This window comes from Acetoanaerobium noterae, from assembly GCF_900168025.1.
Classification (GTDB): domain Bacteria; phylum Bacillota; class Clostridia; order Peptostreptococcales; family Filifactoraceae; genus Acetoanaerobium; species Acetoanaerobium noterae.
Map to the genome: position 1 here is coordinate 82,535 of NZ_FUYN01000004.1, position 14,388 is coordinate 96,922.

16 protein-coding genes and 1 riboswitch are annotated in these 14,388 nt (G+C 33.9%); all 16 genes read right to left on the reverse strand.

Annotated features, from left to right (window positions below; translation table 11 throughout):
- Positions 1-3 precede the first annotated feature (3 nt).
- Entirely contained in the window at positions 4-1,170 is a 1,167-nt protein-coding gene (grdD, locus tag B5X47_RS08890) for a glycine/sarcosine/betaine reductase complex component C subunit alpha (protein ID WP_079589793.1), read from the reverse strand.
- A 16-nt stretch (positions 1,171-1,186) separates the two neighbouring features.
- Positions 1,187-2,722, reverse strand: a complete 1,536-nt coding sequence (gene grdC / locus B5X47_RS08895; protein ID WP_079589794.1) for a glycine/sarcosine/betaine reductase complex component C subunit beta — start codon at positions 2,720-2,722, stop codon at positions 1,187-1,189.
- A 97-nt stretch (positions 2,723-2,819) separates the two neighbouring features.
- Positions 2,820-4,130: a glycine reductase complex selenoprotein B gene (gene grdB / locus B5X47_RS08900; protein ID WP_079589795.1), complete on the reverse strand. Its 1,311-nt coding sequence runs from the start codon at positions 4,128-4,130 to the stop codon at positions 2,820-2,822.
- Between the two features lie 21 nt (positions 4,131-4,151).
- Positions 4,152-4,628: a glycine/sarcosine/betaine reductase complex selenoprotein A gene (gene grdA, locus B5X47_RS08905; RefSeq protein ID WP_079589796.1), complete on the reverse strand. Its 477-nt coding sequence runs from the start codon at positions 4,626-4,628 to the stop codon at positions 4,152-4,154.
- Between the two features lie 57 nt (positions 4,629-4,685).
- Complete coding sequence (locus B5X47_RS08910; protein WP_079589797.1) at positions 4,686-5,978, reverse strand: glycine/sarcosine/betaine reductase component B subunit; 1,293 nt, start codon at positions 5,976-5,978, stop codon at positions 4,686-4,688.
- A gap of 25 nt (positions 5,979-6,003) precedes the next feature.
- Entirely contained in the window at positions 6,004-6,321 is a 318-nt protein-coding gene (trxA, locus tag B5X47_RS08915; RefSeq protein WP_013361324.1) for a thioredoxin TrxA, read from the reverse strand.
- Between the two features lie 144 nt (positions 6,322-6,465).
- A complete protein-coding gene (gene trxB, locus B5X47_RS08920; RefSeq protein ID WP_079589798.1) occupies positions 6,466-7,410 on the reverse strand; it encodes a thioredoxin-disulfide reductase in 945 nt (314 codons plus the stop codon).
- A gap of 15 nt (positions 7,411-7,425) precedes the next feature.
- On the reverse strand, positions 7,426-7,785 hold the full coding sequence (locus B5X47_RS08925) for a GrdX family protein (RefSeq protein WP_079589799.1): 360 nt from the start codon (positions 7,783-7,785) through the stop codon (positions 7,426-7,428).
- Between the two features lie 175 nt (positions 7,786-7,960).
- Positions 7,961-8,059, reverse strand: a riboswitch (glycine riboswitch).
- 155 nt (positions 8,060-8,214) lie between these two features.
- Positions 8,215-9,060, reverse strand: a complete 846-nt coding sequence (locus tag B5X47_RS08930) for a DegV family protein (RefSeq protein ID WP_079589800.1) — start codon at positions 9,058-9,060, stop codon at positions 8,215-8,217.
- A 10-nt stretch (positions 9,061-9,070) separates the two neighbouring features.
- Entirely contained in the window at positions 9,071-9,541 is a 471-nt protein-coding gene (trmL, locus tag B5X47_RS08935; protein ID WP_041487121.1) for a tRNA (uridine(34)/cytosine(34)/5-carboxymethylaminomethyluridine(34)-2'-O)-methyltransferase TrmL, read from the reverse strand.
- Between the two features lie 13 nt (positions 9,542-9,554).
- Positions 9,555-10,373 carry a Cof-type HAD-IIB family hydrolase gene (locus B5X47_RS08940; protein ID WP_079589801.1) on the reverse strand — a complete coding sequence of 273 codons (819 nt, stop codon included), beginning with the start codon at positions 10,371-10,373 and terminating at the stop codon, positions 9,555-9,557.
- Positions 10,366-10,971, reverse strand: coding sequence for a histidine phosphatase family protein (locus B5X47_RS08945; protein ID WP_013361318.1), 606 nt, complete (start codon positions 10,969-10,971; stop codon positions 10,366-10,368). Before B5X47_RS08945 ends, B5X47_RS08940 begins: the two co-directional genes overlap by 8 nt.
- Positions 10,953-11,729 carry an adenosylcobinamide-GDP ribazoletransferase gene (gene cobS, locus B5X47_RS08950; RefSeq protein WP_079589802.1) on the reverse strand — a complete coding sequence of 259 codons (777 nt, stop codon included), beginning with the start codon at positions 11,727-11,729 and terminating at the stop codon, positions 10,953-10,955. The genes B5X47_RS08945 and cobS overlap by 19 nt, the downstream gene beginning before the upstream one ends.
- Positions 11,730-11,734: 5 nt before the next feature.
- A complete protein-coding gene (gene cobU / locus B5X47_RS08955) occupies positions 11,735-12,295 on the reverse strand; it encodes a bifunctional adenosylcobinamide kinase/adenosylcobinamide-phosphate guanylyltransferase (protein WP_013361316.1) in 561 nt (186 codons plus the stop codon).
- Positions 12,295-13,701 carry a VanW family protein gene (locus B5X47_RS08960; protein WP_079589803.1) on the reverse strand — a complete coding sequence of 469 codons (1,407 nt, stop codon included), beginning with the start codon at positions 13,699-13,701 and terminating at the stop codon, positions 12,295-12,297. Before B5X47_RS08960 ends, cobU begins: the two co-directional genes overlap by 1 nt.
- A gap of 15 nt (positions 13,702-13,716) precedes the next feature.
- Entirely contained in the window at positions 13,717-14,346 is a 630-nt protein-coding gene (gene nth, locus B5X47_RS08965; protein WP_079589804.1) for an endonuclease III, read from the reverse strand.
- Between the last annotated feature and the right edge of the window lie 42 nt (positions 14,347-14,388).

Below are 14,388 nucleotides of genomic sequence, written 5' to 3' on the forward strand. Positions count from 1 at the left end.
TGTCTAGCAGATGTCGCCTTCTCCAGCTGCAAATCCAGCTTTAACTAAAATTTGTTGACATTCGCTTACTCTGTCTTCTGGGACAAGAACTATTGGGCCTGTACAACCCATGCCACTTTCAGCATAAATACCATTTTTCCATAATAGCTGAACTGCATCTTCTAATTCCATTATATCTATTCCTGAAATAGATCCAGTTACTACAACTTTATCAGGTTGTGCAACAACCTCTTCCTGAGCAGCTTTTTTCTCAACAGGCTTAGGAATTAAATCCATCCATTTAAGAGCATTAAGCTTTTTAAACTCAGCTTTAGCAATTTCTGTTATATCGTTGTTAGCGATTTCATGAGCATATTTTAAAGCGTTTGCAATTACTGGAGCACCTGATGCTCTTGATAATATAAGAACATTACGCTCATAGCCTTCGCCTACTCCAGGACCATAACCATATCCAGAAACCTCGTATTGTCCTCCGCTTGTAAAAGATGAGAACATTTTCATTAAAATATTTCCTGTAAGAGTATCTGTAACCACAACATCAACAGTTCCAAGAAGCAAATCATTTCCTCTTAAAACTCTTCCGCCATCACTTCTTTGAGACTCGCCAAAAGCAATATCATAACCTTTAGCTTGAAGCTCAACTAAAACCTTTTCCACACTTCTAGCTCCATCAACATTCAAGATACCAACTGTTGGTTTTTCTATACCTGATGCTTTTGCAGCAATTACGCCATAAACAGCATTTTTAACCATAGCCTCTACTCTTTGAGCTGACGATGTTCCAGTAGTGGTAGCAATGAACATTTCTTTACCATGTGCAGGTGTTACAACTCTACCTACTGTAGAAACCCCTATTGGAAAGTTATAGTGCATAGTAACGCAAGCACCTATTTCTTTGCTATCAAGTTTTTCTTCCATTACTTTATACATTTCATCTTCAGAGCTTACTTCAATAGTTTCTAATCCAGAATCATTTGCTGAACCAATTAAAACTATGTTAAGCTGAGGATAAAGTTTTTTAGCAAGCTTTGCTCCTTCTACAAGAGTAGCTTCTCCATGCTCACTACCAAGAGTAGTAAGTGCTACCTTTTTAGTTTTTCCAAAGCTTCCAGTTTGAATTCCATCGGCAATTTCAAGAAAGGCATCAGCTATTACTTTATTCAAGTTCATTATCGTTGCCTCCTTCTTATTGTCCCAAATTTTCAGCAAGCTTTCTCATCGCATCTGCTATCATAGATTTGATTTGCTGCTCATCAACTTGAGGTGCTTTATCTTCACCTTTACCATCATTTTTCTCCATTACAAATGATACTCCATCGAACTGGTTTGTCATTCTTCCTAAGAAAAGACTTCCTTTTCCAACTATCATAACTTTGTCTAGCTTGTTTTCTTTCATCTCATCAATTGCAAAGCCTATAAATGGAACTCCTGATGGAATATGTCCTTGAGTAGGAGCAAATCCTGGCATTCCGTGTTCCTTACCAAAAGTTGGAAGTGAAGATTTTTCTAAATCTCCTCTTTTTACTCCAAGAGCAGCTATCATCTTATAGTTAGCTTCTGGAACATCTCCAGCTCCAGCAGGTTTTGTAATATCTGGATTTTGCATTTCTACAGAGTATTTACTGATATCTGTAATTTTTAAACCACCTTTATCTAATGGCATTGTGATTAATGATGTAATTACTGCTTGAGGAGATGAGCCAGTTCCTACTGTATGTCTTCCTACTAAATCAGTGTTGAATACTGGTGAAATTCCATCATCTTCTGAAACTAGAACTGCGAATCCACCAAGTACATCCTCTAGAACTGGAATGTTTTTCTTAATATGGTCTTTTGCATTCATACCAAGTTTAGCTGTTGCTCCACCACCAACTACAACAACATGCTTATATACACCTGATTTAACAAGTGCAGCTGCATTTATTAATGCATGAGTAGGTCCAGCGCAGAATCCTCTAGTATCTGATCCAGTTGCATTAGTAAAGCTGCATGCTTCAGCAATTGATTTTGCAAAGTTTCCTCCACCTCTTTGGTTCATATCACCGCAAGCTTCTTCAGAACATTCTATAACATATTCAACTTCATCAGCTTTTACAGAAGAATTTTTCATTAGATGTTTTACTGCTAAAACTCCTGATGCCTTAACAACCAAGTTTTCAAACATAATATGAGCTGTTAAGCTACTATCTACTTCATGAGCTCTCTTTACGCATCCAACTAGCTCACCCATGTGATATAGTCCTTCTGCATGATGCTCGTTTACAAAGGTTTTAATTGAATCAATTTCTTCAGAATCTTTAAATTTCTCAAGTTCAGCATCACTGAATAATTCATGAGCTTTTAGTTTCTCAACAACAGCTTTAGAAAAATCAGCAGTAAGCTTAACAAGGTCAAAAGAGTCAGCTATTTTTAACATACCTATAAATTCATCCTGAGGCATGATTTCGCCAAATCTACCTTCTCTAGTTCCTTGAACTGGATTTTCAAACCAAGGAGTAGCTACATCATTTAGTTCTTCAGGCTTTTTGTTTCCAATATATACTTGGTTAGGAGCGTAATTCACAACTTCTTCATAATTTCTGATAAAATTTCCCACATTTTTTAGGAATTCTGAGTCTGGATTACCTAGTTTTTCCATTTGGTAAGTTGTTCCATTGTGGATAATCATATCAGGAGTATGAACTAAAATATAACTTGCATTTTTCAAAACAGGTTTTGTCATAAGAAGCCTCCAATTTTACTTTAATATTAAAATTAGATGGGGTTTTTCTCCCCATCTAATTTATGAACAAAATATTTTAATAGCAAATTTATTTATCTTAGTCTTCAAAAACTGTTTGGTCTTCAACTTCAGTTTCTAAAGCTTTAAGAGCTTTTTCAACAAGCTTTCTACGAAGCTGTTTTTCTTCAGCTGCATCTAGTGCAGGATTTCCAAGTGGGTGAGGAATAGCAATTGTAGGAATTATTCTATTTGCACCAACTGTTAGAGATATTGGAACTACTGTACACATATGAACTACAGGAATACCAGCTCTCTCGATTTCTTTAACCATCGTTGCGCCGCAACGAGTACAAGTACCTCAGGTAGATGTTAAGATAACCGCATCTACTTTGTTTTCAAGAAGTTCTTTAGAGAATTCTTGAGCAAATTGCTTAGAATTTGCAACAGAAGTACCATTACCTACTGTAGTATAGAAATATTTAAATAATTCTCCAATTTTGCCTTCTTTTTCTAAATCACGAAGTACATCAACTGGAAGAACTCTGTCTGGCTCGTTATTAGCATATGTTGGGTCATATCCACCATGTGCAGTTTCATGATCAGCTTCTGATAGTTTATCAAAGCTAGAGATATCATATCTTCCGTATTTAGAAGCTGAAGATGACTCTATATGATCAGGATTGTGCTTAGGTACAATACCACCAGAAGTTACTAAAGCAATTTTTGCTTTTGTAATATCTTTAACTGCTGGGTTTGGAGCTACTCTATCAAATACTGGCATTGGATACTCAGTTTCAAACTCTTCACCTTTAAGCTTTTTAACTAGCATTTTAACAGCACGCATAGATCCTCTTTCATCTACGAATGCATTAACACGAACTCCTCTTGCAAAGTATCCATCTTCTTGTGGAGAAAGAATTTCTTCACCTTTAGCTAATTTAGTTGCAAATTTCGCTACAGCTGGAAGAGCTTTTCTCATACCAGCAGCTGAATCAGCTGTAGGGATAATGTAAACCTCTTTCTTGAATACATCTACTCCTGGATTTTCTTCGTACATTGCGCTGAAAGCTTTGATTCCAAGCTCATCTTGAACCATTTTAACAACAGTTCCACAAGCCATTCCGTATCTACCAGCATTGAATGCAGGACCAGCGATTAGTATATCTGGATTAAAAGATTTAATCATCTCTAAAACTTTAGCTTTAGCTTCTTCAAGATTTTCATTGAAATATGAATCTCCACAAACTACTACTCCTACTATCTCAGCATCTTCTTCAATTAACTTTTGAAGTTGTTGAGATATTGGAGGTTGACTTTCAGCAATATGTGGAAGAGTATCTGCCTTTTCTTCTCCGCCTATACCAGCAAAGAATTGATTTAGATAGTGTACAACCTTAACTTTTCCCATCAATAAACGCCTCCTTCCTTATTAGTCGTTAAATTTACAAAACTGACTTCTAATGCTTTGCATTTCTTCTATGATTTCATCAACGTTAAGAACCATTTCCATCATTCCAACTTGATCATCAAAGATTTGAGCATCTACTTCATCTTTGAATTCAGGCTCAACTGCGTGATAAACTCTTAATCCAAGCTCAACACCAGCAAGAGGACCAGCAAAAGTAGGGTCACCCGCTGTAACTGTTTCAGCTGCTAGACCAGCAGCTTCGGCTTCTGCAGCACCTATTACAACCACAAGATTTTCAGCTCCGAATTTCTCAGAAGCATCTTTAATTCTCTTTTGGTTTTCTAGGTCCATAGCCCCAGCAGCAGTTCAGACAAAGCATTCTGTTGATGAAAATATAACTTCACAATCGATAGGCTTAAGACATTCTTCAATAGCTGGGCCAGGAATTCCGTCTCTATCGCCGATAATAACTATTTTTTTTCCAGTAAAACGGCTCATATTTTCCTCCTTAAATTTTCATATTCTATTTATAATAGTATGGTTAAATTTTTATAATTAGTAAGTTCTTGCAGTCATCTTATTGAATCCAACTTCACTAGTAGCTCCAGTGATAGCCTGGATTTCAACTTCAATTGATCCATCAGCGCGTAGAGAACCATCAAATCCTCCAGCAATAACATCTATAACATCCTTAGATACATGTCCAATAATTTTATCAAGCTTTGGTAAAACTATTGTCATGTTGGCATTACCACCAGTTACACAAGCATCTGCAGCAACATCAGCATCAGCTAGTGATTGAGATGCTCCATCTCTACCTGCATACTCATCAGTAAGAATAACTGTTTTAATACCTTTTTTAGTTATCTTTTTGCAGTTCATGATTAGGTCAGTATCTGGGTTTCCAAATCCTTCTTCAGAAATTATAACACCATCTAATCCAAGGTATTCAGCCATCTTTGCAGTCCAGTTAGATGATCTTTCTTTATCAGCTAGATATACGTTTTCGTTAGTTATAATTACACCAACAAAGTTGTACTCTTTTCCGTGAAGTTCGTATAAGTCATGAATAACTGGGTTGTTCATATGAACGTATGTTGGGTTTTTGTCACAAGCAGATACGCAGTTTCCTGATAATATTGCTCCATCCATTACTTCTGTTGGATAGATTAATGTAGGAATAATTTTCTTCGCATCAACGCCATATACATAAGTATCATGTAATAGTCCTTGAGTTTGAAGCATATATACATATGCAACCTTAGGAAGATTAGGAAACTCTTTTACTGATTCGAATATTGGCTTAGTCTCATATACTTTTACTTCATCTGGAGTAATGTTTCTTCCAGCTTCGCCTAGGTATTTTCCAGCTTTTAATCCAACCATTCTAAGAGCTGCTTCGTGGTCATGTTGCTTAAGTCCATCAACTGGCTCAGCTATAATAACTACGTTGCAAGTTTTAGAAAATGGAGTATAGTCAGCTCCTGGACCAGTCATATCGATAATTCCTTCTTGGAATCCAACAACTTTTCCAGTTGTAACTACTGCTGCACCCTTAAGTACATTCGTTTTTCCTTCTCCAACAGTATCAACTTTGCTAAGGAAACCTGGGAAAATTCCTCCGTTACCTTCAACTTTGACTCTTGGTTCTATAACATCTTTAACCGGAGCTATTCTTACACTTTCTCCTGGTCTAACGATTTCCATATCAATTGACTTGATATGCTCATCATTTGATAATTCACTGATTAGTTCTTGCTTGTTTACATAAAGAACACCGTTTTCAACTTTAGTGCTGTCACCAAATTGGATATCCTTTATAAAAATATTACCAACTTCAAGACGCATAGAGTCACCTCCTAATTCAAATAAATTAAATGTATTTTTTTACCATAGCTTCTACATTTGCAGCTGTTGCATCTTCCTTTGTAAGTTCGTCAATTTTTTGACCATCTTTGTAGATTGCTATAGTAGGAAGACCTAGAACTTTTTCCTTTATTGCTAATCTTCTTGCTTTAGTTGTGTCAAGTTTAGTAAATCTAACTTGCTCACCATAAGTTTTTTCCATTTCCTGAATATCAGGCATTAAAGCTTTACAAGGCTCACAACCTTCACTCCAGAAATCAACAAGAACATATCCAGTTCCTTGAAGTACTTCAGTTTCAAAAGTATCTTTATCAAGTTCGAACATAACGTTTTCCTCCTCTGATTTATTATCTCAATTTATTTAAATTAAAAACTATATTGATGTATTAAAATAGTTTTTTTAAATTGCCGTATTAATAGTGCTTTCTTAATTATGTTGTATTATAATGACTTTTCTATCTGTTAACTCCTACAGACCTTCGTGCTCAATATACTTTTCTGCCATGATTGCAGCGATTGCTCCATCTGCAGTTGCAGTTACTACTTGTCTTAATACTTTTTCTCTACAATCTCCAGCGGCAAATACTCCAGGAATATTTGTTTCCATATTTTGATTTGTTACAAAATAGCCTGATTGGTTCATGTCTAATTTACCTTTAAATATATCAGTTTGTGGTATATACCCAGTAAATACGAATATTCCAAAAGTTCCAAATTCTTCATCTGCAAAATGCTCTGAAAGCTCACCTGTTTTAGTATTTTCAAATACAACAGATTCAACTATTCCATCACCTTTAATTTCTTTTATAACTGAATCCCATTTAAAATCAATCTTAGGATTTGCAAATGCCTTATCTTGAATTGATTTAGCTGCTCTTAAGCTGTCTCTTCTGTGAACTATAGTTACTTTAGAAGCGAATTTCGTTAAATACATAGCTTCTTCTACTGCTGAATCCCCACCACCAACTACAAACACTTCCATATCTTGGAAGAAGTCTGCGTCGCAAGTTGCACAGTATGATACGCCTTTTCCTGTTAACTCTTTTTCTCCAGGGCAATCTAATTTCTTTGGGCTAGCTCCTGTAGCTACTATTACAGCTTTAGCTTGATATTCAGCTTTTGTTCCTTTTAAGATTTTGATTTTTCCAGTGAAGTCAAAGTCAACTATGCTATCTTTAATTCTCTCTGTACCAAATTCGTCTGCTTGCTCAGCCATTCTTGCAATAAGAGATGGTCCAGAAGCATCGTGAATAGAACCAGGATAATTTGCAACTTCTTCAGTTGTTACTATTTGTCCTCCAGTTTTATCCTTTTCTATTATTAAAGTACTCATTTTACCTCTGGCCCCATAAAGTCCCGCTGAAAGCCCAGCTGGTCCAGCGCCAATAATTACTAGATCGTAAATTTTTGACATAATTTCACTCCTTAATTATATTTTTAAAGCATTTTTTATTAAATCAAGATCTATGACCCTGAAATCTTCCAACACAGTTTCTGTCCAGTTTGGTGTAATTGAGTCATTTTGTAGCTTTGAGTATGTGTAGATAGCATTTTCAATCATCTCAACTGAATTAAAATCTAGCTTATCACCTATTTCTAATGCAACACTTTTAAATGGTGTTTCATTAGGCTTTACACTTCCTGAAAGTGGGTGAGTTAATAATTTATAATTCTTGTGGACGTAATCTCTAACGCTGTAAAGCACATCTTGATAACTACCTTCAAGTAACTGCACGTTTTTTCCACCATAATACTCGTCTACCAATTTATTGTTTGTGATAATAATCATTAGTCACCTCATAGCAGCTATAAAATAGCCCATCATAAACATTTTACCCTTATTTAAAAATAATATTCAAAAGAACTAGCCAAAGGTTAATCTTATTCCCATCAAATATTTTTATATTTACAATAAAAAAAACAGGGAAACAATAGAGCCTTGTTTCCCTGTTTTATCAGAGTTCTGTCCAAGCAAAATCCTTTTGCCTGAGAATTTCATTTATATTTGGCAAATATAAACTTGTCCCTTCGGCGATCAAACGATTCTCTCTTTTGCTCTTCATTCAGAATTATTTATTTGTTAAATACTCTTTATAAGCTTATTCTATAATAGATTAAAAATTTAATCAATCATTTTTTTATTGTTTTTTACATTTTTGTTAAAAAATAATCTTTCTGCCTTAACCTCTTATAAATTCTTATATTCAACTATATAAAATTATTTTTTTATTTTTTCGTAATATAGAGCTACTGCACTAAGCCCAGAATAGGCTGCTACTGTACATCCTACCTCGGAATAAATAGTTTCTGATGGCAGGTACTTTGATAAAACAGCTTCTTTTAGCTCTTCCAAATAGCTTTCATCATTAGCATGATTCATGCCTATTACTCTTCCATCTAGAGTAGATTCATTTTTTTCGATGTAATCAATAATATATTTTATTGCTTTTTTTCTTCCTCTAACTTTTTCCCTTGCTACAACTTGGCCATCTTTCATAGTCATTATGACCTTGATGTTCAAAAGGTTGCTCATCATATACTGCGATTTGCTGATTCTTCCACCCTTATATATATATTCAAGAGTATCAAAAATAATTAGATACTCCATGTTATTAACTAAGTCTCTAACTCTTGATTCTATATCATTAATCCCTACACCATTACTTGCCATCTTTGCTGCCTCAATAACTATCATCCCATAGCCAAGAGTTATTGCTTTTGAATCTATAACTCTTATTTTAGCTGCGTCAAATTCACGGCTCGCAATTAATGCACTATTATAGGTTCCACTAAGAGCTGATGACATAGTGATACATATTACTTCATTGCCTGAATTTACAACTTCGCTGAATTCTTGCTCAAACTCTGCTGGAGTAACTTGAGAAGTTGTTGGATATTCATTTGTGCTTTTTAGTCTATCAAACATGGTCTTTGTATCTATATCTATTCCATCTCTATAAACTTCATCCCCAAAAATAACCTTCAATGGTAATACCTTTATATCGTACCTATCAATATACTCTTTTGGGATATCTGAAACGCTGTCAGTAATTATTTTAACCATAAAATTGCCCCTATCTTAATTCTTTATAATCAATTTGTCTTATTGCTTCATATGCTGCTATTGCTACTGAGTTAGATAAGTTTAAAGACCTCACTCTGTCCATATTAAGCATTGGGATTCTAACATTGTTATTTGGATTAAGCGATAATATTTCTTGAGATAACCCCTTGGTTTCTTTCCCAAAAACAATATAGCTTTCATCTTCATATGTAGCCTCTGTATGATTCTTTTTAGCTTTTGTTGTAAAAAAATAGAATTTATTAATATCCTTATCTTCTATTAGCTCTTCGAAAGAATCATAATAATTAATTGAAACTAAGTCCATATAATCAAGCCCTGCTCTTTTAAGCTGCTTTTCATCCATAGAGAAGCCCATGGGTTTAATTAAATGTAATCTCGCATTTATGCAAGCACAGGTTCTTATAATATTTCCAGTATTTTGTGGTATTTCCGGTTCTACTAACACAATATTTAAAGCCAATTTTCATCCCTCATCACTTAAATAAATTCATAATTGCTTTAGCAACCCCATCCTCATCATTTGATGAAGTTACAAGATTCGCATATTTTTTTACATTCTGCTCAGCATTATCCATAGCCACACCAATTCCTGCTTCGACTATCATGCTTATGTCGTTATGTTGATCTCCAATCGCCATAATTTCGCTAAGACTAATATTACATTCTTTTGCTAAAATCTTAAGTGCATTTCCTTTAGAAATATTTTCTGACATTATCTCTAAATTATTATGCCAAGATTGACTTAATTCTAAGCCCTCTATATCTGCTAACATTGCTCTAGCTTTTAGCAATTTTTCTGGATGCTCATCTTCTATGGCAACAAACTTTAATATCCCGTAATCTTCTGTGCATACATTAGAAAAATCTTCAATTACTTCTATGTCAATTTTATCCTCATCTGAAGCAGTCTTATTATTATTCCAGTAGCTTAATGAGGTATATTTAAGTTCCTTCGTAAAGAATCTATCCTGAGTGTACATATGATAATACAATCCACATTCTTCTAATACTTTATAAAGTAAATCAGCGGTTTTATAGTTTATGCTCTTCTCATAAAGAACTTCATTGCTTGTATGTCTTTTTATCAAAGCTCCGTTACATGCAATTATAGGTTTATCTATATTAAGTTGCCTTGCAAATATTGCTGCTGAAGAATACATTCTTCCAGTGGCTAATGTAAAGTCAACTCCCATTGTTTTAGCAAACTTTATAGCTTGACTCGTTTTTTGAGATATTTTTTTTGATGAATTTAGTAAAGTTCCATCCATATCACTTACTATTAATTTAATCATTTAAGCACCTCAAGTGATTTGTATCATTCATATAATTAATTACTCCAAAACCTTCATCATAAGTTATTTTAGAAATGCTGCAATTATCTATTTGGAAATTCCAGTGATATTTATATGACTCACCAATAATTTCAGATAAAATACATCTAATCGTACCAGAATGAGAAACTATTGCTATTCTGTTGTCATGATTTTGTGACACAATATCATAAAAACAAGCTTTAACTCTATCGTGAAAATCTATCAAACTCTCTCCATTTGGAAACTTGTATTCAAAACCATGCTTAAATAGCTTTGAAACCTCCTCAGGATTTTTATCTTTTATTTCTTCTAAAGTTAAGCCCTCAAAATCTCCAAAATTCATTTCAATTAGATTATCACAAGTTATAAGGTTATTTGAAAATGAGTTTCCTGTTAAAGTAGCTCTTTCAAGAGGAGAAGAATAAACATAATCGACTTTTATATTTTTCATCTTGTCAGATAGCTTTTCTAACTGTAAAAATCCAAAGTCACTAATTTTGCAATCAGTATACCCAGAAAATTTTTTACTTAAGTTGTCTACTGTTTGAGCATGTCTTATTAAATAAATAACTGCCATAAGGTTACCCCCAAATAATACATAAATAAATAAACTACTTCTGATAATTCGCAAATAGCTCCAAGAATATCTCCAGTCAATCCATCTATTATTTTATACACATGATTCATATAGCCTAATGTAAGTATAATCACAATTATAACTACAGTAACATTTATAATTGCAATACTATAATCTTTAATTATTATAGAAGGCAAAACCATAGCAAGAATACCAATTCCAAGTGCTATATAAAAATCTATAGCCGAAACCTTACCTATAAATGCATTTCCCATTCCATTTTTTTTTGCTGTTTTGCCTTTATAGCAAGCAAGAACTGAAGCCATTTTTCCCATTATAGGCATAAAAAATAAGCCATAGTAATAACCCTGTGATATAAATTTATCTGCCAGGGCTATTTTAAAAAGTATGAGAATCAGAATTGCTAAAAGTGCATTTGTCCCCAATCTAGAGTCTTTCATAATTTCTAGGATTCTATCCTTGTCTCTATAGCTGTAAAGCCCGTCAAAGGTATCTCCTAGCCCATCTAAATGTAATCCTCCAGTTAAAATAATATTTGTAGAAATAAATACAAGGGCCCCGATGTGCGCACCAAATATTTTTGAGGTAGCTAAACCGAATATTAAATAGAAAATTCCTAAAACAATTCCAACTAACGAGAAATATTTTGCTGATTTATGAAATTCTTCATCAAGCTTTCCAGAGGTCTTAACTGGAATTCTAGTTAGAAACGAAAGTAGTGTTATAAATCTCTCCAACTAAATTACCCCTTTATTTTCTGACTTATTCCAGAAACAACAAAATATACTTCATCGCTATATCTAGCAGCCACCTGATTTATCCTTCCAATAATATCTCTATATATTCTAGATAATTTATTTTCTGGAACTATCCCCATCCCTAGCTCATTCGTAACCATAACTAAATTAAGCTTGTTGTATTTTAGAGCTAAAATAAATGATACTAACTCTTCCTGAATTCTTTTTTCTAATGAATCTATTTCTGCTTGTGTTGCATTTTCAACATCTACATCAGAATGAAATATTAAGTTATTTGCCATAACAGTAAGGCAATCTAAAATAACTGTATCTGAACTACTTGACATATCTGGAACCAGATCTTTAAGATTTTCGAAGGCTTCATAGGTTTTCCAAGATGATGGTCTTTGCTCCTTATGCTTCGCTACTCTTGCCTTCATCTCATCATCGAAGGCTTCACTTGTAGCAAGATAAGAAACCTTTTCACCAATATTTTTACATAGCTGCTCTGCAAAATAGCTTTTCCCAGACCTAGCTCCTCCTGTGACTAAAATAACTTTATGCATTATCTTCCTCCAAAAATAGAATCTATTATTGTATTTTCTTGATTTTGTGTATTTACAGATTCATTTATTGCCTCTGGGTTTAAATTTACTGCTGGAGCCTCTGCTGGTCCAGTACCGACTTTAATAACCTTGGTTTTGGCTGGATAATGATCTCTAGACACAACTTTTGTTTGACCATCAACATTTTCATATGTCACTGATTTTATCCCATCTCTACCTGGGTCATCAATTACTTCTTTACCTAGCGGCAAGGTTGGATCATTGACATATTTTACTTGTCTAGGAATCTGCTCTACAACTTGTGATGACAAAGTCTTATTTTTATGCTTGGTTGTATCTCCATATATCCTAGCTGTAACTTTATTGCCAGAAACGAAAGCTTTTATATACACTGGGTAATCATGAGAATTTCTAAATACAAAATCAAGCGAGCCATAGGCTACAGCTGCATCTCGTCCTATAGATACGTAGCTAGAAGGTATAGAATGAGCTCTTCTTTGAACTACATCAAGTCCTGCATATAAAACAGAGTTGTATAAAGTAGTTGAAACCTGACATACTCCTCCACCTACTCCCTCTTGTAACTCTCCCTTTACAATTACAGGAGCATTTTTATATCCTGCTGCCAATGTTATTTTTCCGGTGGCATTGTTAAAGCTAAATTCTTGACCTGGCATTAGAAGGACGGAATCCACTTTGCTAGATGCCAATCTTATATTTGTGCTTCTTCCTGCTACCTTAGCATTGAAGGTTGTAGTAAATTCTCCTATTATTCCATTAATTGATGATAATTGCTCTCTTTTTACACTGGCTTGAGTTACCTTAACAGGCACTTCAATTATAATATCTTCGTTTTTATCTTTTAATTCTGTTATTAATAAATTTTTTAGCTTATCTATGTCCACTTCGTAGCCGTCTTGTTCTGGAGTAATAGATATAGCAGTATTTATAGAGATGTCTGCATCAACTGCTTGACGATCTACCTCTGATTTAATTTTAGAAAATATTTCATCAAAATTCTCATATTTATCAGTTCTCGATAATTCCAAATTAATTTGTTTATTATTATTTAGCTTTAAAACAGTTATCCAATTTTCTAGTATATTATCACTACGACCAATTTTAAATGCTTCATCAATTGAGCTATCATAATCATACTCAAATCCCAGCTCTTTCAAATCATAATTCCATTTTTTTTCATTATGGGTAAAGCTAACTTTCCCTACTTTAATTCTGTCTTGCAGAACCTCTTTTGCTTGTGTTACGGTAAGCCCACTGACATCTACGCCATTAATTGAAATCCCAGGATAAATGAAATTATCTTGTGTCAAACTATTAAGGTACATAGCAGCAGATGTAGCAATCAGTATAAAGCTTATTACTAATATAATGCCAACTTTTTTCACTAAAAACCTTCCTTTCTACCCCTTTTTCTTTTTATAAAATTTACAATAGCTTTGTACTGAACATAGCTCACACATTGGATTCCTTGCCTTACAAATCCTTCTTCCATGAAAAATAAATGCATGATGAGCATCGGTCCAGTATTTTTTCGATATTTTCTTCATTAAATCTTGTTCAACTTGAAGAGGGTCCTTTTTATCAGAGAAGCCCAGTCTTGTAGACACTCTAAAAACATGAGTATCCACTGCTATAGCAGGAACTCCAAAGCAATTGCTAAGTACTACATTTGCAGTTTTCCTTCCCACACCAGGTAGTTTTAAAAGTTCATCCATTTCATCTGGCACTTGACTGTCATAATTTTGTATCAGCAAATGTGATAATGCAATTATATTTTTTGATTTGACATTATAAAAGCCTATACTTTTTATGTACTCCATCAATTTTTCTTCTCCTAGCTTAAGAATTTTTTCAGGAGTATTAAAGTTTTTAAAAAGCTCTTTTGTAACAATATTGACTCTTACATCCGTCGATTGAGCACTTAAAACAGTAGCCACCAATAGCTCGTAAGGTGTTTTATATTCAAGCTCACATTTTGCATCAGGATAAGTATCAAGTAATGTCTTTACAATAATATTATACTTACTCATTTAATATATTTTCCCCTTTTTATAATCAATACCATTTTATCA